This window comes from Phycisphaerales bacterium (assembly GCA_040221175.1).
Classification (GTDB): domain Bacteria; phylum Planctomycetota; class Phycisphaerae; order Phycisphaerales; family UBA1924; genus JAHCJI01.
Map to the genome: position 1 here is coordinate 96,396 of JAVJVK010000004.1, position 25,478 is coordinate 121,873.

The window sequence follows — 25,478 nt, forward strand, 5'->3', positions numbered from 1 at the left end:
GGGATCATGCACGGACATGAGCACCTTCCACGCAACATCCGACATGCCCTGCGATGTTCACGCGCTGTACCAGTGGCACGCCCGCCCCGGTGCACTCGAGCGGCTGACCCCGCCCTGGCAACGCGTGCACGTGGCCGAGCGGCGACGCGGCCAGGACCACCCGCGCATCGGCAACGGGGCCATCGCTCGGTTGATGATCGGTATCGGCCCGCTGAGCATGCCCTGGGTGGCCGAACACTTCGACCACGACCCACCGCACGGCTTCAGCGATCGGCAACTGAGCGGGCCGTTCGGGCGATGGGTGCACCGCCACGCGTTCATCGATGCGGGCGATGGCTCGAGCCGGTTGGACGATCGCATCGAGTACGACGCCCCCGGTGGGTTCCTTGGATCGACGGTGCTCGGCGGCAAGCTCGCCGCCGACCTCGACCGGCTGTTTTGGTTCCGCCATGCTCGCACGCGCCAGGACCTGGCGCGGCACGCGCGATCGGACGGACCGTTGACCGTGGCGATCGCGGGTTCCTCGGGCATGATCGGGTCGGCGCTCGCCGCGTTCCTTTCCACCGGCGGCCACCACGTCGTTCGCCTCGTGCGGGGCCGAGCGGTTCCGGACCCGGTCGACGGCATCGAACAGCGGCACTGGGACCCAGCGGCGCACGAGATCTCGCCCTACACGCTGGCGGGCGTCGACGCGGTGGTCAACCTGTGCGGCGAGAACATCGCCAGCGGCCGGTGGACGGACAAGCGCAAGACCCAACTGGAGCGAAGCCGGATCGGGCCGACCTCGCTGCTGGCACGAGCCATCGCCTCGCTTCCCGCGGCCGATCGGCCGGCGGTGCTGGTGAACGCCTCGGGCGTGCACGCCTACGGCGATCGCGGCGACCAGCCGCTGGACGAGTCCAGCGGCTGGGGCGACGGATTCCTCCCGGGGCTGGTCCGCAAGTGGGAAGCGGCCACCAGGCCGGCCGAATCGGCGGGCGTTCGCGTCGTGCACGCGCGGTTCGGCATGGTGCTCGGGGCGTACGGCGGGGCGCTCAAGGCGCTCCTGACGCCAACGCGGCTGGGCCTTGGCGGGCCCATCGGCAGCGGCCGGCAATGGTGGCCCTGGATCGGCCTGGACGACGCGGTGGGCGCCGTGCACCACGCGATCGCCTCGGCGGACGTCAGCGGCGCCCTGAACATCTGCGCGCCCAACGCCGCGACGGCCAACGACGTGACCAGCGCCGTGGCCGAAGCGGCCCGCCGCCCGGCCATCCTCGGCCTGCCGGCGGGCGCGGCGCGGACGCTGCTGGGCGAAGAGATGGCCGCCGACATGCTGCTGGCGTCGACCCGGGCCGAACCCACGCGGCTGGGCGAGCATGGATTCCGATGGATGCACCCGACGCTTGCCGACGCCATCGGGTGGGAGCTGGGCTGCCGGCGGCTGATGGATCAAACGCGCGGCGCGGCGCAGCCCCGCGTGGCGGCCAACGCACAGGAGACGGCATGAGCGAGGAACAAACAACCAACCACACGGACCGCGCATACCTGCTCATCGGCGGCGCCGGCGGCATCGGCGCCCAGCTGGCCCGCCAGCTCACTGCCGCGGGGGCCAGGCTCACCATCGCCGGGCGCAACGCCGACAAGGCCAAGGCCCTGGCCGACGAGTTGGGCGTCCACGCGCTCGAGTCGCTGGACGCCCGCGACCACGAGGCGGTCGACGCGGCGGTGAAGGCCGCCGCCGAGCACCACGGCAGGCTCGACGGGGCGGTCAACCTCCCCGGCTCGATCACGCTCAAGCCCGCCCACCTGACCAGCCCGGACGAACTGGAGCAGGCCATCGAGGTGAACCTCTACACGGCCTTCAACCTCGTCCGGTCGGCCAGCCAGGCGATGCGAAAGGGCGGCGGCTCGATCGTGCTGATGTCCTCGGCGGCGGCCACCAGCGGCCTTCCCAACCACGAGGCGATCGCCGCGGCCAAGGCGGCGGTCATCGGGCTGGCGCGCTCGGCGGCGGCCACCTACGCGTCCAACGGCCTGCGCGTCAACGCCGTCGCCCCGGGCATGGTCCGCACCCCGCTGAGCGAGCCGATCCTCGAGAGCAACGTGGCCGAGAAGGCCTCGATGGCCATGCACCCCCTGGGCCGGCTGGGCCAGCCCCAGGACGTCGCCCGCGGCATCGCCTGGCTCCTGGACGCCAACCAGTCGTGGGTCAGCGGGACCGTGCTGGAGATCGACGGCGGCCTGGGCAACCTGCGCGGCCGCGTCAAGGTGTAGCCGCCGAGAAGCCCCTATCATCTTCAAGGCGTACGCATCCTGTGAGGGATGTTCCGTTGGCCGGCCGCGGGCCGGCGGGCCCTACTAGACTGCGCCGGCATTGCCGCCTCCAACGGGGGCCCCAGACAAGGACGGACCGACGTGGCCGAGCACGGAGACAAGACCATGACCCAGATGCGAACCGAGCCCAAGCCGAACCCCACGGCGCCCGGCGCCGTCCACGGCGGCCCCGATGCGGGCGATCGCCCCATGGTCTACGTCAACGGCCAGATCGTGCCCAAGAGCCAGGCCAAGGTCAGCGTCTTCGACCACGGGCTGCTCTACGGCGACGGCGTCTTCGAGGGCATCCGCGTCTACAACGGAAAGATCTTCATGCTCGGCCAGCACATGGACCGCCTGTGGGCCAGCGCCGAGATGATCTACCTGGACATCGGCATCTCTCGCGAAGAGATGATCGACATCCAGCGCAAGTGCGTCGAGGCCAACGGCATCGTCAACGGCTACATCCGCCTGCTGGTCACCCGCGGCGAGGGCACGCTGGGGCTCAATCCGTACCAGTGCCCAAGAGCGGGCATCGTGTGCATCGCCGACCAGATCCGCCTGTACCCCGAGTCGATGTACGAGGCGGGCATGCGCGTGGTCGTGGCCCACCGGCCGCGCATCCCCGTCAAGAGCCTGGACCCGCGCATCAAGAGCCTGAACTACCTGAATAACATTCTGGCCAAGTGCGAGGCCATCCACCTCACGCGCGACCTCAACATTACCAACGAGCAGGACAAGTTGCTCGAGGTGATCATGCTCAACCCCGAGGGCAAAGTGGCCGAGGGCTCGGGCGACAACATCTTCGTCATCAAGGATGGAACCATCACCACGCCGCCGGTCGAGGACGGCTGCCTGAGCGGCATCACCCGCCGCTTCGTCATCGACCGCCTCGCCCCGGCCTGCGGCATGAAGGTCACCACTGGGCACGTGAGCCTCGAGGACATCTTCGGGGCCGACGAGGTCTTCATGACCGGCTCGGCCGCCGAGATCATCGCCGTCCGCGAGGTCCTCGAGCACGACGGCACCGGCGGCGTGACCGCGACCCATCCGATCAGCGAGGGCGAGGGCCCCATCACGAACACGCTCCGCACCAAGTTCCGCGAGATCGTGACCAGCGATGACGTGCCCGAGGATTGACCGCGGACCAGCCGGGGAGACCTTCGTGACGAAGCCGGACATGCCAGCCTGGTCGCCGCAGACGTGGTCGCTCTCGACGAGGCTCGTGGTCATCGTGTGCTTCGTTGCGGTCCTGGCGTTCCTGGTCTTCATCATCGCGTAAGCGAGCGAGACAATCGGGTTCTCCCGCACACGCACGCGGCATCCCGCATAGAATGCCCCATGCGGCCTCCTGGCGGGGTTTTTCTGCCGCCGTGCATCGCCGGTCCGCGGCCGACCATCGTCAGTCGGCCGCTGACTGACGATGGTCGGGGCCCGAATCACGACGATCGGCGCGTGACCATCGCGAGTCGGCGGCTGACCCTCGATGGTCGGGGGGCGAATCTCGACGATCGAGGCGTGATCGTCGTGAATCAGCCGCTGATTCACGATGGTCGGGGGGCAAACCTCGACGATCGGCGGGTGGATCGGGCCGCGAGCGCGCGGGAAACCCCGTTGCACGCTGGCTGGCGGCCGGCGCCCCCGCCGCATGCTTGATTCTGACCGGGTTTTGGCCTTCAATCCGCCCCCGTTGGCCCGCCCCAGGGCCGCCAGCGGGACCATCGGGCCCAGCGTGGGCCGGATCAGTGCACCAGCCGGCCCGCAGTCGCGGTCGCCGGCCTGATCGCCGGGCATCCTGGCCCGGCACCCCCGGCGATTCGCCCGAGGGACGGAGATAAGCAGATGGCCAACTACACCGGGCCCAAGGTCCGCCTCAGCCGCCGCGTGGGCGTTCCCATCGAAGCGGTCGAGAAGCACACCAGCAACGAGCGCGTCCGCCAGCCCCCGGGCATCCACGGCTTCCGCGGCCGCCGCCCGCGCGACTACGGCATCCGCCTGACCGAGAAGCAGAAGCTCCGCTTCCACTACAACGTGGGCGAGAAGCAGTTCCGCCGCTTCGTGAAGGAAGCCAAGCGACTCCCCGGTAACAGCGGCGACATGCTGCTGGTGCTGCTGGAGACCCGCCTGGACAACGTCGTCCGCCGCATGGGCATCGCCCGCACCATCTGGTCGGCCCGGCAGATCGTCGCCCACGGGCACATCCTGGTGAACGGTCGCAAGACCGACCGGCCCAGCTTCCACGTCAAGCCGGGCATGGAGATCTCCGTCAAGGAGAAGACCCACAAGCTCTGCCGCGAGAACATGGAGAGCATCCCCGGGCACGAAGTCCCCGGCTGGATCAGCTTCAACCCCAGCGAGCTGAAGGCCAAGATCGTCGCGGCGCCCAAGGCCGACGAGGTCCCCTTCCGCGTCAACACGAACCTGGTTATCGAGTTCTATCGCTTCTGATCCGCTCGCCTCGAAGGAGCGGCAGGTCCGCCGCGTGGGCACGAGGCCCGCGCGTGCGGACGGCACGGCCGGGGCCGGTCGGTCCGCCGGCGCCCGGCAGCCAAGGGTCTTGAGAATCCACGGGCCGGGGCGGTCGGCATGCTCAAGTTCCTGCGCAAGTACAGCAAGTGGATGATGATCGTCTTCGGCGCGCTGCTGCTGGTGGCGTTCACCGCGCCCCAGGCCATCCAGCAGCTCGGCAACCGCATGGTCAACCGCGAGGTGGCCACGCTGGACGGCGACGCCATCCGCGTCAGCGAGATGCAGCAGGCCGAGCGCCAGCACGCCCTCGTGCAGGAGCGGCTGCCGGCGCAGTACATGCCCGCGGTCGACCGCGAACGCGTGGGCCTTCACTGGCTGATGCTCAAGCACGAGGCCGAGCGGGCCGGGCTGATCGGGATCGCCGGCGACGGGGCCCTGTGGATCGAGGACTTTGCGCCCCAGATCGCCCGCCGGCAGCTGGAGGCCACGCTCGCCCAGCAGATCGGCCCGCAGCTGGCCCAGCAGTTCGCAAGCCAGCAGTGGAACGCGATGCCCGCGGCCGAGCGGCAGGCGATGATCGACCGCATCGCCGGCTTCCTGAACCAGCCGCCCCCCAACGTGAGCGAGCGCGAGTACCACGAGGCCCTGAGCGTGGCGCGCGGCATCCACCGCCTGACGGCCGGCTACTTCGAGAGCGCCCCCCTGAGCGACGCCCGGGCCGTGCGCGATGCGGCCGACCGCCAGCGGCAGGCGATGGTCGAGGCCTTCTGGTTCGACGGCCGCGAGCTGGTGGCCCAGGCCCCGGGCATCGTGGGCGAGCCCACCGAGGCGCAGCTCCGCGAGCATTACGAGCGCTTCGCCTCCACGCCCCTGGGCGGGGGCGAGGGTGGTGGGGAATTCGGCATCGGCTACACGCTGCCCGAGCGGCTGAAGATCGAGTACCTCAAGCTCGACCGCGCCGCCATCGAGGCCAACATCACCCCCGACCCGCTGGAGGTGCGCAAGCGCTACCAGGCGAGCATCCGCGATCGTGAGGCCGACGGGCAGGACGTCGAGCCGTTCGGCGAGGTCCGGCAGGACATCGAGGCCAGCGTGCGGCGCGAGATCGCCGACGACGTCATCAAGGCCGCCCAGCAGGCCTTCGTCGGCGCGCTGGGCGAGGCGACCCGCTCGCTCGAGTCCGACGGGCCGTACAAGCGTCTGCCCGACGACTTCACCAGCCAGCGCCCGAGCTTCGAGGCCATCGCCCGGCAGATGGTCGAGGCGGTCGGCCTGTCGCGCTTCCCCGAGGCCGAGGGCGGCTCGGTCGAGCTGCCCATGCCCCAGGTCGTGCGTCCCGACCGGTGGCTGTGGCCCTCGGAGATGATGCAGCTTGAGGGCTTCGGCCGCGCGCAGATCAGCATCGGCTCCACGCGGGCGCCGGTGGCCCAGGTCGTGTTTGCCGTGCGCGAGCTGCGCCCGGAGATGGGCGCCCGGCTTGCCATCCAGCAAGGCCTTCCGGTGGCCGACGTGCCGGCGACCGATGGGGCGGGCAACGTGTACTTCTACACGGTGCTGGACGTCCGCGAGGAATCCCGCCCGGACGACATCGACGAGATCCGCGAGCGCATCGTCGAGGATTGGAAGGCCCTGCAGGTCTTCGAACAGCTGCGCGATCGCGCCGACGCCGTGGGACGGAATGCCTCGGAGAACGGGCTGACCGCCGCGGCGGTGCAACTCGCCGAGGCTCTGTCGGCCGAGATCGAGGCCCCCGAGATCCAGACCGTGCGCGTCACACCCGCCGACGTGACCAGCCCGATGGGCTTCGGGCAGTCGCCGGCGGTGCCCTCGCTCAACGACGCCGCGTTCCGCGACGCGGTGATGGGCGTCTACGAGCGCCTGGACCCGCTGGTCGAGATCGAGCAGACGCCCCGCGACGACCGCACGGTGAGCGTGCCGATCGCGGCCACGCTGACCCTGGGCGTGGGCACCGTGCAGAGCATCACGCCGCTGACCACCGAGATGTATCGCATGCAGGCGGACTTCCTGGACTTCGTCCTGCGCCGCGATGAGTTGATCGAGACCGTACGGACGACCAACCCGTTCTCGTTCGCTGCGATGAGCCAGCGCATGAACCTTCGGATCGTCGGCGAGGAAGACCAGCCGACCGATGACGCGGCCGACGAGGACGATTCGCAGGGCTGATCCGGTTCGTCAGCGGTCTTCGTCCAGCCAGGCGTCTACCGGCAGCAGGTCGGCCTGCGTGAGCGACGCGGGGAGATCGTTCATCGCCACGGCGCGATCGATGGTGAACCGCCCCACCGCCGTCCGCCGGAGCGCCGCCAGCGAGCCGCCGGTGCCCAGCGCTTCCCCAAGGTCGCGCGCCAGGCTGCGGATGTAGACGCCCTTCCCACACCGAACGTCCAGTTCGACGAACGGCCAGCGGTACGAGCGCAGATCGATGGCATCGATCTCGATCGGTCGTGGCTCGAGCTCAACCGCCTGCCCCTTCCGAGCGAGTTCGTACGCGCGGCGCCCGCCGATCTTCATCGCGCTGAACGCCGGCGGTCGTTGCAGCGTCTGGCCAACGAAGCTCGAGGCAGCGTCGCGCACGGCTTGTTCGCTGGGCGGTTGCGAAACCGTGACTTCGGTTCGCTCGCCTTCTCGATCATCGGTTGTCGAGAAGGCCGAAAGATCGATGCACGCCAGGTATCGCTTGCGCCCGGCCATGACGCGATCGCACATTGGCGTGGCCTTGCCGCACAGCACGACCAGGACCCCGCTGGCCAGCGGATCGAGCGTGCCCCCGTGGCCTACCTTGACGCGTTTGGGGGCCCCGCCACGGCGCAGTGCCGCTCGAACGCGGGCACAGACGGCCATGGAGCTTGGCCCCACGGGCTTGTCGACGATAAGCAAGCCTCGCAGGGGCGGAGGCTCGGTCGTACCGATCTGGTCCTGGGGGCGGTCGGGCATGCAACGGATGATTGGGCGGTCGATGGCGCCCTGGCGGATCGCCTTTTGGCCGTACTGGCCCTATCCTGTTGCCCGCTCGCAATCGGCCACCGAGGCCGTCGCGACCCCGGAGAGGTGGCTGAGCGGTTTAAGGCGCACGATTGGAATTCGTGTGGGGGTTTACGCCCCTCGGGGGTTCGAATCCCCCCCTCTCCGTTTTCGATCAGCTTGCCGCCATCCGGGCAATCAGGGTGACAGGATTTGAACCTGCGACTTCCTGCTCCCAAAGCAGGTGCTCTACCAAGCTGAGCTACACCCTGTGGTTGGGCAACTGTAGACCATCCCACCTTGGGCGGGTCCTGCGTGAGGCCAAAAGAGACGGCCGGACGCCTCCCTGGTTGCCGTCCGGCCGCCACCCCACGCAGTTCTGTCGACGCGCCCCGCGGCGGTCGGACTCCCCCGACCGACCTACAGCGGAAGTTCGTCGAACAACAGGACCCTGGGCTTGTCGCCCGCCCGCCTGACGTTGGAACGATCAACCACGATCAGGTATCGCCTCGAGACCGAGGGGACCATCGGGTCATCCGGTCGCAGCCCCTCGACGTCCTCGCGGGCATAGCCATGCATGACGAACCAGATGGCGTACACGTCGCTTCGAACCGTGACGCTGTTGGCAACGCCGTTGTAGAGCGCCAACTGCTCGTCGTAATCGTCGGCGATGCCGTCATCCAGGAAGCCGCCACCGCTCACGCCCTGATCGATTGCGCCGCCGGCGGTGTACCGGACGGCATCGACGCCATCGACGTTGAGCGAGCGCTGGTCCTGGCCAAGCCGACGGATCATGTGCGGCCGGGCATAGGTCGACGGACCGAGAATCGGGCCACCGGTTGGGATCGTGTCCGCGGCCAGCATCTCGCCGATCGAAAGCAACCCAGGGTGCTCGCGCAGTCCGATGATGCCGGTCGTATCCTGGCGGCCGAACAGATCATCCGGATCGCGCTCTCCCTGAGCCGCGGGGCCAAAGAACGAGACGACCGCACCTTCACGAGGCAGCACCCCGGACTTGTCGCGATACGACCGGATGCCGGCAGCCACGTCGGAGCGATAGTCGTGGAGCGACGTTGTACCATCGTTGATCCACGCGAGCGTGGGATCGATGGTGCTCTCGTAGGTTGGGGTCAGGCCCGGAAGCACGCTCGTGGTGATCTCCGTGGCGGTGTTGAGGTTCACCAGGCCGGCAATGGGCGTCCGCGTGTTGACGGGGACCTCCAGCGTCGTAATGTTGCTGGTGATTGCCATCGCGTGGGGCACGCCCAGGCCGCGACGCTCATCGCCCGTGCTGAAGTTGCCCGAGCCATCGCGATCGACGAAGGGGGCGGGAAGGTTCAGCGACAGGTGGCCGCGATCGAGGACGCTGAAAGTGTTCTCGGGCAGGCTGGGATAGTACAAGGGCGCATTGGATGACGGAGCCTCGTCGTAGCCGAGGGCCAGCGTCAGCAACTCACCCGTGGTGAACCAATCCAGGTCAAGCGGATCGACCGACCCGTTGAAGCTTGCCGGCATCTGCACCGGGCCGACGGCGGGCGCTCCAAGGAAGTCGCCGGGGCGCAGCATGCGCGTCGACTGCGATGCGGAAATATCCAACCGACCCCGATTGTCGTTGCGCAAGGGGCTGACGTAGAGCTCGTCGAAGCCGAATCCATCGGGATGCTCTCCGGTCGTGATCGAGAGTCGATGACGATGCATCGCGTCGTCGACCGGCAGCACGATATCCGTCGGGATCTGGGCGGCCGAGCCCTTCGTTCCCCCGGGATTATCGAAGATGTCAACGAGCGCACGCTCGGCGCTGATCAACTTTCCACCGCCCACGAACTGGCCGCGGTTGAGCGAGAATCCGGCAGTGAGGCCGTTGGGAAGATTCAACGCATCGACGGCCTCGCCGTTCAGCGAGTTACCGATTTCGATGAAGGGCTTCTCGAGCACGTAGGCGGGCAGGGCGCCACGCGGCGCGGCCACCGAGCCAACCGGGCGGGTGATCGTGCCCCATGTCACCAGTGAAAAACCGGTGTTATCCAGTGCCTCGGCGATCGTGCCGGTTTCGGGCCCGGCCACGGTCGAGTCGACGTCCGTATTGGTCGCCGGCGGCCGACGATCGAGCGTCGGTCGATCGGTCAAGGGCTGCGGATCGAAGATCCGATCGAGCATGACATCGGTGAAGGCATTGGGATCCGTACCGACGGCCACGCGGTCGAGCCGAGTCCACAGCGTGACCTCACGATTCGCATCGGACTCGGCAGCTACGCCACCGGGAGGCCCCGAGAGGAAGTCATCGATGCCCGACAAGTCCGCATCGAAGCGAATGGCGTTGGTATTCGGGTCGTCTGTCAGGTGCAGGTTGAGCCACGCATTCACGTCGCCTGGGTCGACCGCATAGAACGACGCAGCACCGGCCGCGGCCCGCTGGGGCAACCGCTCGTTGCTGCTGACCTGCGTGTCGACGTACAGCACCACGCTGCCGCCAGCGGGAATGCGCGTGCCGACCGGCACTTCCAGGCCGTCGGGCAACTGCGGGCTGGACACCGGTCCACCGAGCTCACCGAATCGCACGAAGAACTGATCGTCTCTCGCCACGATGTCGGTCGTGTAGGGGTTACTCAACTGCACGGCAAACACCTGACCAACGAAGTCGGGGTTCGACGTGCTGGTATCGAAGTCAATCGTGATGGGTTGGGCGCCACCGCCACCGCCCGGTCCGAAGATCGGCCCACCGCCCGGACCCGACGGCGGGACGTACTCCATGTCGCCGCCGGCCGAGTTGGGGGCATCCGTAAAGACGTTGTACAGCGACACCTGGGTAATGAATGGATGGACTTCCAGCCCATATACGTTCATCGCTTCGACGCCGCCGGTCTCGCCACCCTGGGGCAGGCGCTCATCGCCGAAGTCCAGGCGGCCGCTGACGCCCGGAGGCGAGGATGAGCCGAGCATCTCGGGCTGGCTCCACCATGGGAAGACGTCCTGAACCGTGGGATTGCTTTCGATGGTTGCCCGGGCCGAACCATCGCCGTTGACCAGCAGGGTGAACGCGCTGGGCACGTCATCGCCATCGAACAAGTCGATGGTGTTCGCCACCGCGTGCGCCGCGGTCCGGAGCGCAAACAGGTGGTCGAAGCCGTAGAAGGTCGTCTGCCACGGGTTACCCGGCGGCGGCGCCCATGCACCAGCCTCGCTCGCCGAGGGGATTAAGGCGTTTGCATACGTCCGGAAGATGGGGTGCGCGTTGCGGCGCAGCCGTGCCGAGATCTCGGCCGTGGCGCCAGAGGTCGGCAGGTCGGCGGGCGCCGCCAGTTGCAGCAGCCGGTAGCCATCCTGCAGCACCGTCGGGTTCTCGCTGGCAGGATCCACCGCCACCGTGCTGTCGGGGAGCGAGGAGATGCTGGTAAAGACGTCCAGTGCATCAGGCGACGCCGCGGCATACCGGATCTTTGCCGGCACCCGCGGGATGCCTCCGCTGAGCGTTGTCAAGTTCTGCCGGACGCTCAGGTGCTTTTGCGCAAGCGCGGCGTCGGGGTCCGACAGGTCGCGCTCGACTTGCAGCGAGCGATTCTCCCGCAGCGGGCTCAGGTTGTCATCGGGCACGGCGATTCGGCCGCCGACGGCTCGCTCGAGGCTCGAAAGGCTCTGAGGATTGTTCAGGCCTTCAAAGGCCAGCAGGTCGGCCAGGTCTTCCAGGCCAAAGCCATATTGCCGGTACGCGCCCTCGTTGTCATTTCGCAGGATGTCTCCGCCCTGACGGCGCAGCTCGCTGTACTCCGTGCGGCGTTCGTCAGGCATCTGCGGATCAAGGCCGGGCGTCAGCGGGCCGGCTGGCGGCTGCTCGCCGCTCAGGACACGGCGCAGCGCCCAGAAGCCCTGCTCGCCCAACGCCTGAGCGATGCCGAAGTTGTCGTAATCCGAGTAATCCTGTGCGCCGCCGGACGGCTGTGGCGCGTCATCGAGGAACGAATTGTGCACCACCCAGCCGTTTTCCATCGTCAGCACACGACGCAGATCAATGTCGGCCGGCGAAGCGCCAAGACGGTCGGCATTCGTCGGCGCACCGTCGTACCCACCACCCGCCGCGAGGGGCTGCAACAACCCCCGGGCAGTGTTCACGTTCACGCGGCCAGAGAGGTCGATGATGCGGGCGGCCACGTACCAGCGCAGCTGGCCCTCGGTGGGAATGACCGATCGCGGCGCCCCCATAACCGTGACGTCCGCCAGTTCCTGCCACCGCGAATCGAAGAAGCCATCGCCATCGGCGTCGGCCCACATGTACGGCATGTACTCCGGGTCACTGACGCCCGCGCCATTGTCGAAGTTGATCGGCCGGAAGGCGCCGATCTGCAGGCTGTCGAAGTGGGCGGGAACAGCAGGCTGGGCCGAGCCGCCGTACACCAGGCTGCGGGTCGGGTTGCCGCTCCGATCGGTCACGAACATCGTGTTCGGATCGCTCATCTCCCCCGGACCAATACCGGCCGGGGCGTCGAAGTTGCCCCGCATGTTGAAGAGATTGCTGAACAGCCCGTTGGGACCGACGTTCGAGATCTTCGCCCAGTCACGACGATCGAGGTAGGCCGGCGAACTGAACGAATCGCCCGAGCCGCGGATGTACGTGGGTTCGCTGGCGGCCAGGAAAGGATCGCTCGGGCCGAAGGGACGAAGATCACTGAAGAGCGATGAGGCAGCGGTCGTCGGCGAGTCGCTCGTGCGCAGCGGCGGAAGCGAACCGGTGGGCGTAAACGCGAGGCCATAGTAATTCGTCTGCGGCTCGGGCGTCGAGCCGGCGGGCGCCTGGCCATCGAACGTGCGGTTCGGATCGGTCCGGGGCATATCGACGGCCTCGGTCATCAGCACCGGCTCGCCCGACGGATCGAAACCCTCGAAGTACACCGAAAGCGCGTCGTCGCCAACGATGTTGACCAGGTAATCGCCAATGTGCTGGGCCTGCCGATCGATCTCGGCTGCTCGCGTCGTCGTGCGGGCCGAGCGGCGATCGCCGCCGCCGATGCTGACGTACGCGACGGTCAGCACGGCCAGCAGGGCGAGCGTCGCCACGACGAGGATCAGCGTCGAGCCGCGTCGCGCAGCGAGGTTGCCGCTCGCGGCCCGCAGGGCCTTGGTTGCTCCCATGTTCATCTGCATGCGTTGCATGTCCATTCCCTCCCCGATTGCGTGTTGCCGCCTCGCGGCGGCGCTCGCTCCAGTTATCGCACCGGGTTGCCCGGTGTGGGGAAGACGTACTGGAAGGTTCGTTCGATGGTCTCGTCGCCCGGATCGGTCAGCGTCACCGTGACGCGAACGAGTTCGGGCCAGGGCCAGTCAAGCGTTTCGTCGACCGCGGCGTCGGCCAGGTTGCCGTCGCCGTCGGGATCGTCAGCGTCGAAGAACGGCAGCGTGTACCCGAAGTACGACACCACCGAGTTCGGACCGCCACCGCCGCCGAGCGACGAAGCGCGGACGCCATGCACCACCTCCGGAATCACCGGATAGCTTGCGTAGGTATCGCCCGCGTCGGCAAAATCGCCCGTAAGGAACGTTGCAAGCGGCTGGCCGAGCCGGGGAACACCGGTAAACTGGCGGGGCTGGTCTCCGACGCCGGTCACCCCGGAGCCAAAGGACTGCTGGAGGCGGTAGGGCACGAAGAACGAGCCGGCGAGGTCCGGAACCGTCCCTCGGACGTCCTCGTCGTAGCGTGGATACGGAAACACCGTCTTGTCATCGGTTCCGTCGTTGTCGTAATCGATGCCACGTTCGGCGCCGTGCCAGATCATTTCGCCATCGTCGTCGGTCTTGCCGAAGCTCCACTCGACGATGAATTCGCTCACGCGTGGGATAAAACCGGACGACGCGAGGGCGTTCTGATCGGCCAAGCGGATGGCGCCACGCACGGGGTTGGCCACCGAATCGGCGAGCGCGGTGTGAAGGTCCGGCGGAGACGGCTCGTAGCGCATGCGAGCAACCTGATCGGTCGTCAGGTTCACGGCGCGATACGTGGGCTCGACACCGGGATCGAGGAACTGGGCGGGATCGAAATCGATCTGGACGGGATGGCTGGGCGCGGGCATGCCGTCGAGCATCCACGCCTGCTGCACCCCCACGGGCCCCACCACCTTGCTCGGCCCGATGTAGAACGAGCAATCGGTCAGCTGAGCCGGCGAGAGGTACGCATACTGCACCGGAGTGCCTGACGCGTCAACGAGCAACCCGGCCGACGACTGCACGATGCCGCGGATCTCTTCCAGGTTCGTCGTTGCCACGTCGACCAGGCCCGATTCGAACCGGGGGCTGACGTTTCGATCGCTGACGCCCGCGGTCTCACGGATCGTCTCGGCCAGCGGGAACAGGATGGGGCAACTCGAGTAATCCAGCGCATTGATGGATCGGAAGATGCTCTCGGCGGCGGGCTGGAGCCCTGCCTGCAAGCGGTTGTCACGCCAGACGGCCGGATCCGAGTATGGACCGGCGGCAAACGGCGCATCGGCGATGCCGCCGCCCACGCTCACGAGCGCCGTCGAGTGACGAAGCAAAGTCCACTGGTTGGCAAAGCGATTCGCATTGCCGGGCGTCGTTGCCCCGGGCAGGTGGCCCGACGTGGTGTCAGGAACACGATTGACCGTGATCACGTCTGGCTGGGCATACGTGCTGGATGGGTCGACGTCGGGCTGCATCCGCTGGCCGATGCCGTAGTAGACGCGAGCGCTCGAACCTTCGGGCACGAAGCCCGGCACCAAGGGCTCGCGGGCCGACGCGGTGGGCTGATCGATGAAGAACATGATCTCGTCGATGCGCCGCTCGCGCCACTGGCTCAGCGGTTGATCGGCATACAGCGGAACCGGGTTGCCTTCGTCGGCATACTCATGCCGGATGATGAGGTATCCATCGCGCGTCATCGAAGCGAAGTCTTCGCGCATCTGGCGCTCGAGCACCGCTGCGTACTGCGTGATGGCGCTCACGCTCCGACCGCGCGACACGGTGTCGCCCACCGATGCGAAGATGCTCGCGATGCCCACGGCCACGAACGCAACCGCGCCCACGGCGACGAGCATCTCGACGAGCGTGAAGCCCGCCGCCCTGCCGCTGGCAGCGGCCAATGCCTTGGCCCCGCCCCTCCGCTTGGCTTGCATCAGCTTCTTCACAGCGGCAACCTCCCCGCCCCCGAACCCGAGGGCGACTCGATCTCGTTGGGATCGATCCCTACCCGGAACACGATCACCGTGGCCGGCGGCTGAGGCACGAACACCACTTGGCGGATCTCCGTCCATGCTTCTTCGTCGTCCCAGCTGGGCGTGCCACCCGACGTCGCGGGAATCCAGCCCGACACCGATGGACGAACGCGCACCTCGACGAATCCACCGCCGGAGTTGATCGTCTCTTCCACGGTGTACACGTTGCCGAGGTTGTCCACCAGTTGTTGACCAACCTGGCTTGCCAGTTGCAACTTGTTGGCCAGCGTGACCATCGGCGCCGGCTCAACGCCGGAACTGAGCGTGTCATTCTCAAGCCGCAGGACTGTCGGCCGCATGCCGTCGTACTCAGCCCGGAGCGTCATGGGCGGCGCATAGATCTGGCTCTGCCCGGTATCGGCGCCGGCGCCCGTGAGGGCACCCGTCTCGCTGATGCCCACGGGCAGGACGGGGTTGCCGGACAAGCCCAGCATCAGGCCGTACGCGGTCTGGCCCGGCCGAACGCGGATGCCCGTGTCCACGCGCCGAACAAAGACGGCAATTTCGAGTCCCGCGCGCCATTGCTCGGGCGTGGCGGGCGTCAGCGTGTAGGGCGAATCGGCCAGGAGCGAAAAGCCTTCCGAATCCGTCGGCGGAAGCCGGCGAGCGACGAAATCCCACACGAACTGCGGCGCATCAAGATCGGAAGCCGGGCTGGGGTACAGCCGATCGGCCAGCGGAACGCGGGCCGGATCGACGCCGTTCACGCGGTCGCCGATGACGACGTGCCCCTCGTCCTCATAGATGCTGGCATCGATCGAGTTGAGATCCCACGTATACGTCTCGGACCAGGCGTCATCCAGCAGCCAGGCGCCGAAGCCATAATCGCGGCCGGTGCCCGTGCCCAGACCCGTGCCAGCAGCGGGACGCAGGCCCAGTCGCAGCAGGTCGGCCCGTGCATTCAGATAGGCCTTGGCGTCGTTGGCGACGACGATGCCCAGCGTGCGATCCGATGCGACACGCTGCTCGCGGATGATACCGGGAATAAGAGCGCCCAGCCCGAGCAGCCCGAGAGCCAGCACGAAGATCGACATCAGCACCTCGACCAGCGTGAAGGCCGCCAGGGCGCGAACGCGTCGGCGTTGATATGCACTCGTGGTTCGCCGTGGCATGCTCAATTCCCCTCCGCCAGGCGTGGCGCTTCGACGGGCTGGCCAAGGTATCGCGAGACCAGGAAGATCCGCGCATCGGACGTTTCCGAAGCCGGCAACGCTCCTGCCGCCTGATCGCTGGCCCGCATCCAGAGGCCGATCCTCAGATTGATCTCCGCCGGCATGACCGAACCGAAGATGGCGTCGTCGTACTCGGGCCCGCTTACCGAACCGGCGACCGGCTTGTAAAGCGTGTCGGTGCGGCGGTTCAGCCCGTCGGCGCCGATGGCATTGGCCAGTCGCTTCTCGTTGTACACGGCGATCTGGCTCACCGGCCCGACGAGCACGGTGTCGGTCGAAACGTCGCCCAGCAGTTGGCGCCGCTGATTCTGCGTGAGCGCCGGATCGGCCAGCACCTTGCGCACGAATCGGCCGAGATTCTCCTCTCGATCGACGCGGTACAGGTTCCAGGGCGGCGTGCCGGGATCACGAAACGCCAGCGTCGGCGCGGGATCGACGTACAGCGCCTTGCTCGTCGCTGAGCTCAGGAACCGACCGGTGCCGCCCTCGAAGCGCACCATGAAGGACTGCCGCTTGTCGCCGTTGTCGCCAGAGGTCTCGTCATAGAACGCCGTCTCGGGAAACACCCATTGGCCCAGATCGCGGTCGGCGCCCTGGTAGGTGTCTTCGTACCAGCCGGCGTTGTCGGGCAGCACCCCGCCGGCCGTCGAGAGCGCCGTCGACTTCGCGTAGCCACGCACCGACCAGTTCCGCGGCAGGACCACGACCTCGACGCCCGGCGAAGGAACGAGGATGTCCCGTTGAACATCCGCGCCGCCGGCGTTATCCAGGATGCTTGCTTCGACCTGCGCCACGACGACCCGCACGCGACCATCCTCGCCGAGAAGGAACACGGCCGCCGCATCTCGACCCGAGCCGGCGCGCACGGCCGCCTCGCGGGCGCTCTGAAGCGCCGCCTGCACGGCGTTGGCCGCCCCGCTCTGGTTGCTGCTGTACGTCAGCGAGGCATAAGCCGGGATGGCGATCGCCGCCAGGATCAGGATGATGATGATCACCAGGATCAGTTCGACCAGCGTGAACGCACGCAGCCGATGAGCCCGATGGACGCGTTGCGTTCTCATCGCCCCACCTCCACGATGTTGTCGGCGCGGCCGGCCGCTTCGAGTTCCGCGTCGGTCAGCCCCCGACCGAGTTCGGCTTCGAGTTGCTCACGCGTTTCGGTAGCAAGATCGCCGAACACGCGGTTCGGGCCCGCCGCCACGATCGCGTACTCGGCGTCGCGGAGCTCGATGTTCTCTTCGGGATCTCCGACCAGACTGGGCACGCGACGCAAGTCGGTCACGTCCGTGGCCGCCGATGATTCGATCGGAAGCCAGCGGTAGTACCGGTAGGCGATACCGTTGCGGTCGCGAAGCTCGAATCGTCCCTCTTGGGCGTCGACCTCGACCAGACGATCGGCGTCGCCGGCGGCGTCGAAGAGCGGGTCGGTCAAGCGGCCACCCGCCTTGCGGAACGTACCGTCGCGAGCCGGCTCGCGGAAGCCCACGCCGTCCTTGCCGTCATAGTCCGCCTCCAGGACGCCGATCAGGTAGTACGGCAGGCTGTAGACGCTGAATCGCATGTCCTCCATGCCCGAGACGTTGCCTTGCAGGAACTGCACGTCCGAAGCCACGTCGGTGCGGTATACGTCAACGAAATTGCTCCCGCTCATGCTGACCAAGGGTGACGTCATTGGCGTGCCACCGGGATACGTCAATCCGTCCTTCACGAGCGGGGGCGCAAATCCGAAGTCGTTCTTGAACGACTCGATGGCGATGCGCATCGCAATGACATTGGCGCGTTCGGCCCCGCTCTGGGCCGACCGCGAGAGCTGGTTCAGGCCCACCAGCAGCAGGCCAATCAGGATCGCGATGACCAGGATCGACACACCGAGCTCGACGATGGTGAAACCCGATCGCGAGGCGGTCCTGGATGTGCGAAGCTGTGCTGCCATCGGCCGTTTCCTTCCTCGTCGTCGCGGCATTGGCGCGACCGAATCGATGCGCGGGCGTGCATGCCCGCCTCCCCCAAAATGCCGGGGCGTGCCGACGCGAAGGCGCCCTCCCCAAGCCGCCCCGCGCCGGCACGTAGCCCCGACAGGCTTACAGGCCCCCGCCGTTGAGCGACTCGATCATCGCCACCATCGGCAGGAACATCGCGATCACGATGGTGCCGACCATGCCGCCGATCAGCACGACCATGATCGGCTCGAGCAGGGACAGCGCGGCCTTCACGGCCACGTCGACCTCCTCGTCGTAGTTGTCGGCAACCTTCATGAGCATCACGTCCAGCTCACCGGTCTCTTCACCCACGTCCACCATGTTCACCACAATGGGCTCGCAGGTCTTGCTCTCGCGCAGCGGCACCGCGAAGCTCTCGCCCTCGCGCACCGCGTCGTGCACCCGCAGCAGCGCCTTCTCGAACACGGCATTGCCCGACGTATCGGCGGTGATGCGGATCGCTTCGAGGATCGGCACGCCAGCGGAAATCAGCGTGCCCAGCGTGCGGGTGAACTTGGCCACCGTCGACTTGCGGCTGACATTGCCGATCACCGGCGTCCACAGCACCATGCGGTCGGTGAGCGCCCGGCCGGGCTTGGCCAGACGCACCAGCTTCCACACGAAGGGAATGGCGATGATCGAACCGACGAAGATCACGGCGCCGGGCACGACCTGGCCGGGCTGGCGGCCGGCCATCCACATGCTCGTGTCGGTCAGCCAGATCGTCAGCCAGGGCAGTTCCACGCCGAAGTCTTCGAAGATCTTCTGGAACTGCGGAATGATGACGACCATGATCATCACCAGGATGACGACGGCCACGAACACCACCACCAGCGGATACACCAGGGCGCCGCGGATCTGACGCTTCAGTCGCTGGCCCTTCTCCATGAACTCGGCGAGGCGCTGCAGGATGATGTCGAGCACACCACCGACCTCGCCGGCCGCGATCATCTTGACGTACAAGCGGTCGAACGCCTTGGGGTGCTGGCCCATCGCCTCCGAGAGGCTGGAGCCGCCCTGCACCTCGTCGGTCAGGTCGATCAGCACGTTCTTCAGCGGGCCGGGCTTGGCCTGGCCTTCGAGGATCTGAAGACTCCGGAGCAGCGGAAGGCCCGCGTCCTGCAGGGTCGACAACTGACGCGTGAACTGCGTCAATTGCTTCTTCTTGACCTTGCCGAAGAGCACGATCCCGCCACCGCGCTTCTTCTTGACCTTCGGGCCTTCCGCGCCCTCGGATTTCTTCACCTTCTGCTCGCGCACCGAAGTGGGATACAAGCTCTGGCTCTTCAGCCGGCCGATCGCCTCTTCGTCGGTGTTGGCTTCCAGGGTGCCCTTGCGCATCTTGCCCTGGGCGTCGCGAGCTTCGTACGTGAACGTTGGCATGCCTTCGAACTCCTGATCCGCGGCATCGACCGCGGCGATTCGTGTCTCAACCCCCTGGGCCCTACTCCTCGACCAGCGTCTCGCGAACGACCTCGTCGATCGAGGTCTGGCCCTCGTAGATCGCCAGCAGGCCGCTCTCGCGGAGCGAACGCATGCCCCGCTTGCGGGCGTGCTCTCGCACGAGGTTGAGGCTCTCTTCCCGCATCACCATGTCGCGGATGGTGTCATCCATCGTCATGATCTCGAACAGCGCCATGCGGCCCTTGTATCCGCCGTACTCCGCGTCGCTCCGCGGCCGATAGAACGTCTTGCCTGCCACGTCCGACGGACGTAGGCCCAGTTCCATCAGTTCCTCCTCGCTGGGCTCGTACGCCTCGCGAGCCGAGGGCGCGATCTTGCGAACCAGACGCTGGGCCACGATGCCCTCGATCGTCGCAGTCAGCAGGAACGGCTCCAAGCCCAGGTCCACCAGACGCACGATCGAACTGGGTGCGTCGTTGGTGTGCAGCGTGCTCAGCACCAAGTGGCCCGTCAGCGATGCCTGCACCGCGATCTGGGCCGTTTCGAGGTCACGAATCTCGCCGACGAGGATCACGTCGGGGTCCTGACGAAGGAAGCTGCGCAGCGCCTTGGCGAACGTCAGGCCGACGTCGTCGTTCACTTGCACCTGGCACAGCCCGTCGATGTCGTACTCGACCGGGTCCTCGCTGGTCAGGATCTTGGTCTCGATGCGGTTCAACTCGGCAAGAGCCGCGTACAACGTCGTGGTCTTGCCCGAACCGGTGGGCCCGGTCACCACAACGATGCCGTTGGGCTTCTCGATGAGCGCCCGGAAGCGCGAAAGGTCGTCTTCACGGAAACCGATGCGCTCCAGGTTCAGCTCGACGTTTGATCGGTCCAGCACACGCATCACGACGCTCTCGCCATGCATGGTCGGAAGCACGGCGATACGCAGGTCGACGGGCTTGCCGCCCACCTGCAACTCGATGCGGCCGTCCTGCGGCAAACGCCGCTCGGCGATGTCCAGGTTCGCCATAACCTTGATGCGGCTGGTGATGGCCGGCCCGAGGTGCTTAGGCGGCGGCACCATTTCGTAGAGAACACCGTCGATGCGGTACCGCATCTTGAACTCGTCCTCGAACGGCTCGAAGTGGATGTCGCTAGCCTTGTCCTTGATGGCCTGCAGCAGCACCAGGTTCAGGAGCTTGACCACCTGGTTGTCGCTGGCCGCCGTTGCGATGGCGTCCAGGTCGATCGAGTCGCTGCTGTGGCCCGCCAGCGCATCGAACTTGGTGTCCTTGGCCAGGTTGCTGACCACATCGACGACCGACTCGCTCTTGGTGTAGTGCTTGGCCAGCAGGGCGTCGATCTGCTCGGGATCGGCCACAACCGCTTCCACCGTCATGCCCAAGAGCAGGCGAAGGTCGTCCACCGCCCGGAAGTTGTTCGCGCTCTTCATCGCGATCTTCAGGCGACGGGCCGTCTGGTTGTACTCGATGGGCACGATCCCGTAGGCCCGAGCGCTCTCGGCGGGCACCGAATCGACGGTCGCCTCGTCGAGTTCCTTGCCCGCCAAGTCGACGTAGGCCATGCCGGCCTGCCCGGCCAGAGCTGCCTGGACGTCCGCTTCGGTGCAGTACTCGAGTTCGACCAGCACTTCGCCGATCTTCTTCTTGCGGGTACGCTGGATGGCGAGAGCTTCGTGCACCTGCTCCCGGGACACCTTGCCCATCTTGGTGAGCACGCGGCCGATCTTCCGGCCCTTCAGCTCTTCGGGATTTGTTGTGGCCATGCCAAAGTCCTTGAGGAGTCCCGACATCCCGCACGTCCGGGGCTATCGATATCTTCGCCCGATTCGATGCGATGATGCCAGGAAGTCCGATGATTCTCGGGACAATTCTATTCTAGACACATGGATACTTGGCCAAATCAATCGCCTGATATGCCTAAGTATCATACAAAATGCTTACACTGAGTTCAGCCGACATCGTCCTCATCGAGCTCGGGACGACCGATCGTCTTGCCTGCCTGGTGCACACGATCTCGAAGGGCACCTGGATCCTTGCCCTTATCAACCATCTCTTCGGCGCTGATGATGCCCTTGGTGTAAAGGTTCCAGAGGTGGTCATCCAGCAGCTGCATGCCGAACTTGGCACCGGTCTGGATCGATGAATCGATGCGGAAGGTCTTGCCCTCGCGAATCAGGTTGGCGATGGCCGGCGTCACCATGAGGAACTCGTAGGCCGCGATCCGGCCGGGCTTGTCGACCCGCTTGAGCAACGCCTGGCTCAGCACGGCGATCAGGGCCGTGGAGAGCTGGACTCGGATCTGGTTCTGCTGACTCACAGGGAAGGCGTCGACCACACGGTCGATGGTCTTGGCGGCGCCGGTCGTGTGAAGGGTGCCGAACACCAAGTGGCCCGTCTCGGCCGCGCGGATAGCGGCCTCGATGGTCTCCAGGTCACGCATTTCGCCGACAAGGATCACGTCGGGGTCGGAGCGGAGCACGCGGCGGAGGGCTTCGGCAAAGCTGGGCACGTCGTTGCCCACCTCACGCTGGTTGACCACGCTCTTCTTGTGATAGTGGAAGTACTCGATGGGGTCTTCCATCGTGACGATGTGGCGGTCGTAGTAGGTGTTGATGTAGTCCAGCACCGTCGCGAGGCTGGTGGTCTTCCCAGAACCGGTGGGGCCGGTCACCAGGAACAGGCCACGAGGGCGGCGGCTGAGATCGCGGACGGCCTCGGGCAAGCCGATCTGCTCGAAGGTAAGCAGCTCGTTGGGGATGAGGCGGAGCACCAGGGCCAAGTCGCCGCGCTGCTTGAAGATCGACACTCGGAAGCGGGCGGCGTCGCCGTAGCCGAACCCGAAGTCCGTGCCGCCCATCTCGTTGATTTCCTGCTGGTTGCGTTCCGGGGTGATCGACTTCATGAGCGAGACCATGTCGTCCGAATCGAGGACCTTGGTCTCCAGGTTCTTCAGCCCGCCGTGCAGGCGGACGGTGGGCTTGCGGCCGACCGTGAGGTGGAGGTCGCTCGCGCCCGTGCGGACCACGGTATCGAGCAGTCGGTCGATCTGAACGGTGGCGCCGCCACTGGCACGGTCGCCCGAATCATCGTATGAGGCCATCGATGGTCTCCTCAGGTCGAACGAGCCGCTTAGTCACAGCGGCTCGCGGGGGTGTTCGTCATTCTGCGGTCTGGGTCACTCGGGCCACTTCGGCGGGCGTGGTCTGCCCGCTGAGAATCTTGCGCTTGCCGTCCTCGGTCAGCGTCTTCATGCCACTCTTGATGGCGGCGACGCGGAGCTCGGCCACGGGCGCCTTGCGGAAAGCCATCTCCCGAAGATCGCTGTTCATCAGCATCATCTCGAAGATGGCCTTCCGGCCCTTGTAGCCCGTGGGCACGTCGGGCGATGATCCGGGCTTGTAGACCTTGCCCTCCCACTCGCCGGACTTGATGCCACACAAGTGGAGGAACTTCGGATCGGGGTTGTCGTCGAGCACCTTGCTGGGCTGGTGCAACATGCGGATGAGTCGCTGCGCCATGACGGCCTGGATGGAGCTGGCTACGAGGAAGGGCTTGATGCCCATGTCGATCAGACGCGTGATCGCGCTCGGGGCGTCGTTGGTGTGCAGCGTGCTGAATACCAGGTGGCCGGTCAGGGCGGCCTGGATGGCGATCTCGCCCACCTCGCGGTCGCGAATCTCACCAACCAGGATGATGTTTGGCGCCTGGCGGAGCATGCTTCGCAGGATGGCCGGGAAGGTCAGGCCGATCGACTCACGCACCTGGCATTGGTTGATGCCCTCGAAGTTGTACTCCACGGGATCTTCGGCGGTGATGATCTTGCGGTCGGGTCGGTTGAGCACGTCCAGGGCCGAGTACAGCGTGGTGGTCTTGCCCGAACCGGTGGGCCCGGTCACCAGGAAGATGCCGTTGGGTCGGCGGATGATGCGGTTGAAGACCTCGAGGTTGTCGCTCTCGAAGCCCAGGTTCTCCAGGCCGATTCGAACCGCGTCGGGCCGGAGAATACGCAGCACTACGCTCTCGCCGTGGTAGGTCGGGCATGCCGACACGCGGAAGTCGATGTCGGTCTGGTCGACAGGCAGCTTGATGCGGCCGTCCTGGGGGACGCGCTTCTCGGCGATGTTCATGCCGGCGCTCAGCTTCACGCGGCTGAGCAGCGAGTTCTGCATGCGCTTTGGGAGGTTATCGCGTTCGATGCACACGCCGTCGATGCGGTAGCGCAGTCGCACCCGATCTCCCATCGGCTCGATGTGGACGTCGCTGGCTCGCATGCGGACGGCTTCACTCAGGATGCGATTGACCAGCTTCACGATCGGCGCGTCTTCGGACGCCACGTCGATGGACTTGTCCACCGAGCGGTCGACCGAGCGATCGATCGAATCGGTCACCAAGCCCTTCTCGCCCGGCTTGGCCTGCTCCTTGGGGGCCGATGGCGTCTGGCCGTTCTCGGCGCCTCCCTCCAGGAAGTTGCGGATGGCGGTCTTGGAGGCCAGCAGAGGATCGATTTCAAGGTTCAGCCGGAAGCGCAGCATGTCCTGCAGTTCCAGATCCATCGGATCCGAGACGATGAGCTTCAGGCGGCCGCCGTCCTTGGCCACGGGCAGGACCATGTGCTTGCGAACGATCTCCTTGGGAATGAGGTCGACCTGCACGGTCTCCTTGGTCGCCGGATCGTTGGGATTGACGTACGGCACGCCATACTGCTCGGCCAGCGCCTGGGCGACCTGTTCGTCGGTGGCAAATCCCGCCTCGACCAAGGCCTGTCCGACGCGGCGTCGAGAGCCCTTGGCAATGCCGACGGCCTTATCCATGTCTTCCTGGCTGACCACGCCGTTGGCCACCAGGATCTCACCAAGCTTCTTGCGATTTCGTGCCATAACGCCGATGTGCCCCGATCTAAGCCCCGAAGTCGAACGCCTTTCCGTCGCGTCCGCTCGGGCGTGGAGTCTGTGACAGCCCCGCGCGAGCCGACTGGCCCGCCGGTGATTCCGAACAGCGTACGCCCTCAGGGCCCCGCTGGGGCGAGGGCGCGCGACTTTGCATCATCCCAACCAGGGCCGAACCTACGGTTGGCCTTGCCATCATCGTTGGCTCCTGGTGAGGTCTCATGCCCACGCGCGCTCCATCGCTCGATCCAAGTGTCTCGGCCCCGCCGTCGGTACTTATCGCCGCCGGGCCGACGCATGAGCCCATCGACGAAGTCCGGTACGTCGCCAATCGCTCTTCGGGACGACTGGGGATCGCCTTGGCGGAGGCAGCCATGCAGAGGTCTGCTCCAACAACGCTGCTCCTGGGCCCGGTCGCCCTAGAAACGCCCACGCAAGACCCTATCTATAGCCAAACGGATCTGGCGAATGCCGATCCCGAGCAGGCACCAGATTCGCCGCTGGTCGTCCGGCGGTTCCGTTCATCCAGGGATCTTGAGAGCCTCCTTCTTCAGGAAGCCCCGGATTGCGATGTGCTGATCATGGCCGCGGCGGTGGCAGACTTCAGGCCCGCTCGTGTGCACTCGGGCAAGCTCCCGCGCACGGGTGATGCCCTGACGCTCACGCTTGAGCCGGTGCCGGACCTGTTGGCCATGGTGACGCCCAAGCTGAAGCCAAGCAGCGTGGCGATCGGCTTCGCCCTGGAGGACGACGTCGCAAGCCAGGAACGCGCCCTGGCGAAGATGGCGCGGAAGGGGTGCCATGCGATCGTTCTGAATCCGCTGGCCACCATGGACTCGGCCGGCATCGACGCCACAATCCTCTTTGCCGACGGGTCGCCGGCGTTGGCCCCGGGCCGCCTGTCCAAAGAAGACTTCGCCCAACGTCTCATCGACGTGGCCCTGGGCTTATGGGCAACCGCCCGAGGTGACGAATCGTGAGCCCTTCACCGCGCAAGCCATCGGGCGGCCAACGTTCTGCCAATAGGAAGCCCAAGCAGAAGCCCGCGCGGTCGGACCCATCTCGCCAC

Annotated in this window: 16 protein-coding genes and 2 tRNA genes; 7 read left to right on the forward strand and 11 right to left on the reverse strand. The window is 66.6% G+C overall.

Annotated elements, in window-relative coordinates; all coding sequences use genetic code 11:
- Positions 1–16 precede the first annotated feature (16 nt).
- From RIE32_02590 to RIE32_02610, 5 genes are all read left to right on the forward strand, one after another.
- Positions 17–1,489, forward strand: coding sequence for a TIGR01777 family oxidoreductase (locus RIE32_02590; GenBank protein ID MEQ9095133.1), 1,473 nt, complete (start codon positions 17–19; stop codon positions 1,487–1,489).
- On the forward strand, positions 1,486–2,256 hold the full coding sequence (locus RIE32_02595; protein ID MEQ9095134.1) for an SDR family oxidoreductase: 771 nt from the start codon (positions 1,486–1,488) through the stop codon (positions 2,254–2,256). The genes RIE32_02590 and RIE32_02595 overlap by 4 nt, the downstream gene beginning before the upstream one ends.
- Before the next feature lie 165 nt (positions 2,257–2,421).
- Entirely contained in the window at positions 2,422–3,435 is a 1,014-nt protein-coding gene (gene ilvE, locus RIE32_02600) for a branched-chain-amino-acid transaminase (GenBank protein ID MEQ9095135.1), read from the forward strand.
- Between the two features lie 702 nt (positions 3,436–4,137).
- Positions 4,138–4,743 carry a 30S ribosomal protein S4 gene (gene rpsD / locus RIE32_02605; protein MEQ9095136.1) on the forward strand — a complete coding sequence of 202 codons (606 nt, stop codon included), beginning with the start codon at positions 4,138–4,140 and terminating at the stop codon, positions 4,741–4,743.
- A gap of 138 nt (positions 4,744–4,881) precedes the next feature.
- Positions 4,882–6,948 (forward strand): SurA N-terminal domain-containing protein, encoded by a 2,067-nt coding sequence (locus tag RIE32_02610; GenBank protein ID MEQ9095137.1) that lies wholly within the window; start codon positions 4,882–4,884, stop codon positions 6,946–6,948.
- 9 nt (positions 6,949–6,957) lie between these two features.
- Here RIE32_02610 and truB read toward each other — a convergent pair whose 3' ends face one another.
- A complete protein-coding gene (truB, locus tag RIE32_02615) occupies positions 6,958–7,716 on the reverse strand; it encodes a tRNA pseudouridine(55) synthase TruB (protein ID MEQ9095138.1) in 759 nt (252 codons plus the stop codon).
- 108 nt (positions 7,717–7,824) lie between these two features.
- On the opposite strand from truB, the gene RIE32_02620 reads away from it, so the two are divergent.
- Positions 7,825–7,911, forward strand: a tRNA-Ser gene (locus tag RIE32_02620).
- A 30-nt stretch (positions 7,912–7,941) separates the two neighbouring features.
- Here RIE32_02620 and RIE32_02625 read toward each other — a convergent pair.
- From RIE32_02625 to RIE32_02670, 10 genes are all read right to left on the reverse strand, one after another.
- Positions 7,942–8,015, reverse strand: a tRNA-Pro gene (locus RIE32_02625).
- A 148-nt stretch (positions 8,016–8,163) separates the two neighbouring features.
- The gene (locus RIE32_02630) at positions 8,164–12,888 is read right to left on the reverse strand and encodes a hypothetical protein (protein ID MEQ9095139.1); all 4,725 of its coding nucleotides are present in this window, start codon (positions 12,886–12,888) and stop codon (positions 8,164–8,166) included.
- Positions 12,889–12,941: 53 nt separating this feature from the next.
- Complete coding sequence (locus tag RIE32_02635) at positions 12,942–14,873, reverse strand: hypothetical protein (GenBank protein ID MEQ9095140.1); 1,932 nt, start codon at positions 14,871–14,873, stop codon at positions 12,942–12,944.
- Positions 14,870–16,072, reverse strand: a complete 1,203-nt coding sequence (locus tag RIE32_02640) for a hypothetical protein (protein MEQ9095141.1) — start codon at positions 16,070–16,072, stop codon at positions 14,870–14,872. Before RIE32_02640 ends, RIE32_02635 begins: the two co-directional genes overlap by 4 nt.
- 2 nt (positions 16,073–16,074) lie before the next feature.
- Positions 16,075–17,193, reverse strand: coding sequence for a prepilin-type N-terminal cleavage/methylation domain-containing protein (locus RIE32_02645; GenBank protein ID MEQ9095142.1), 1,119 nt, complete (start codon positions 17,191–17,193; stop codon positions 16,075–16,077).
- Positions 17,190–18,065, reverse strand: coding sequence for a hypothetical protein (locus tag RIE32_02650; GenBank protein ID MEQ9095143.1), 876 nt, complete (start codon positions 18,063–18,065; stop codon positions 17,190–17,192). Before RIE32_02650 ends, RIE32_02645 begins: the two co-directional genes overlap by 4 nt.
- Before the next feature lie 148 nt (positions 18,066–18,213).
- Entirely contained in the window at positions 18,214–19,494 is a 1,281-nt protein-coding gene (locus RIE32_02655) for a type II secretion system F family protein (protein MEQ9095144.1), read from the reverse strand.
- A gap of 61 nt (positions 19,495–19,555) precedes the next feature.
- The gene (locus RIE32_02660; protein MEQ9095145.1) at positions 19,556–21,313 is read right to left on the reverse strand and encodes an ATPase, T2SS/T4P/T4SS family; all 1,758 of its coding nucleotides are present in this window, start codon (positions 21,311–21,313) and stop codon (positions 19,556–19,558) included.
- A gap of 158 nt (positions 21,314–21,471) precedes the next feature.
- Entirely contained in the window at positions 21,472–22,623 is a 1,152-nt protein-coding gene (locus tag RIE32_02665) for a type IV pilus twitching motility protein PilT (protein ID MEQ9095146.1), read from the reverse strand.
- Between the two features lie 58 nt (positions 22,624–22,681).
- The gene (locus RIE32_02670; GenBank protein ID MEQ9095147.1) at positions 22,682–24,400 is read right to left on the reverse strand and encodes an ATPase, T2SS/T4P/T4SS family; all 1,719 of its coding nucleotides are present in this window, start codon (positions 24,398–24,400) and stop codon (positions 22,682–22,684) included.
- Positions 24,401–24,630: 230 nt separating this feature from the next.
- Here RIE32_02670 and RIE32_02675 point away from each other — a divergent pair, with 230 nt between their 5' ends.
- Positions 24,631–25,389, forward strand: coding sequence for a phosphopantothenoylcysteine decarboxylase (locus RIE32_02675; GenBank protein ID MEQ9095148.1), 759 nt, complete (start codon positions 24,631–24,633; stop codon positions 25,387–25,389).
- Positions 25,390–25,478 lie beyond the last annotated feature (89 nt).

Excerpts from the sequence above, each read along its gene's own strand:
- RIE32_02665 (MEQ9095146.1), bottom strand. The coding sequence starts at position 22,623 with ATGGCCTCATACGATGATTCGGGCGACCGTGCCAGTGGCGGCGCCACC.
- RIE32_02595 (MEQ9095134.1), top strand. The coding sequence starts at position 1,486 with ATGAGCGAGGAACAAACAACCAACCACACGGACCGCGCATACCTGCTC.
- RIE32_02640 (MEQ9095141.1), bottom strand. The coding sequence starts at position 16,072 with ATGCCACGGCGAACCACGAGTGCATATCAACGCCGACGCGTTCGCGCC.
- ilvE (MEQ9095135.1), top strand. The coding sequence starts at position 2,422 with ATGACCCAGATGCGAACCGAGCCCAAGCCGAACCCCACGGCGCCCGGC.
- RIE32_02655 (MEQ9095144.1), bottom strand. The coding sequence starts at position 19,494 with ATGCCAACGTTCACGTACGAAGCTCGCGACGCCCAGGGCAAGATGCGC.
- RIE32_02630 (MEQ9095139.1), bottom strand. The coding sequence starts at position 12,888 with ATGCAACGCATGCAGATGAACATGGGAGCAACCAAGGCCCTGCGGGCC.
- RIE32_02590 (MEQ9095133.1), top strand. The coding sequence starts at position 17 with ATGAGCACCTTCCACGCAACATCCGACATGCCCTGCGATGTTCACGCG.
- RIE32_02675 (MEQ9095148.1), top strand. The coding sequence starts at position 24,631 with ATGCCCACGCGCGCTCCATCGCTCGATCCAAGTGTCTCGGCCCCGCCG.
- RIE32_02650 (MEQ9095143.1), bottom strand. The coding sequence starts at position 18,065 with ATGGCAGCACAGCTTCGCACATCCAGGACCGCCTCGCGATCGGGTTTC.
- RIE32_02645 (MEQ9095142.1), bottom strand. The coding sequence starts at position 17,193 with ATGAGAACGCAACGCGTCCATCGGGCTCATCGGCTGCGTGCGTTCACG.
- truB (MEQ9095138.1), bottom strand. The coding sequence starts at position 7,716 with ATGCCCGACCGCCCCCAGGACCAGATCGGTACGACCGAGCCTCCGCCC.
- RIE32_02670 (MEQ9095147.1), bottom strand. The coding sequence starts at position 24,400 with ATGGCACGAAATCGCAAGAAGCTTGGTGAGATCCTGGTGGCCAACGGC.
- rpsD (MEQ9095136.1), top strand. The coding sequence starts at position 4,138 with ATGGCCAACTACACCGGGCCCAAGGTCCGCCTCAGCCGCCGCGTGGGC.
- RIE32_02660 (MEQ9095145.1), bottom strand. The coding sequence starts at position 21,313 with ATGTCGGGACTCCTCAAGGACTTTGGCATGGCCACAACAAATCCCGAA.
- RIE32_02610 (MEQ9095137.1), top strand. The coding sequence starts at position 4,882 with ATGCTCAAGTTCCTGCGCAAGTACAGCAAGTGGATGATGATCGTCTTC.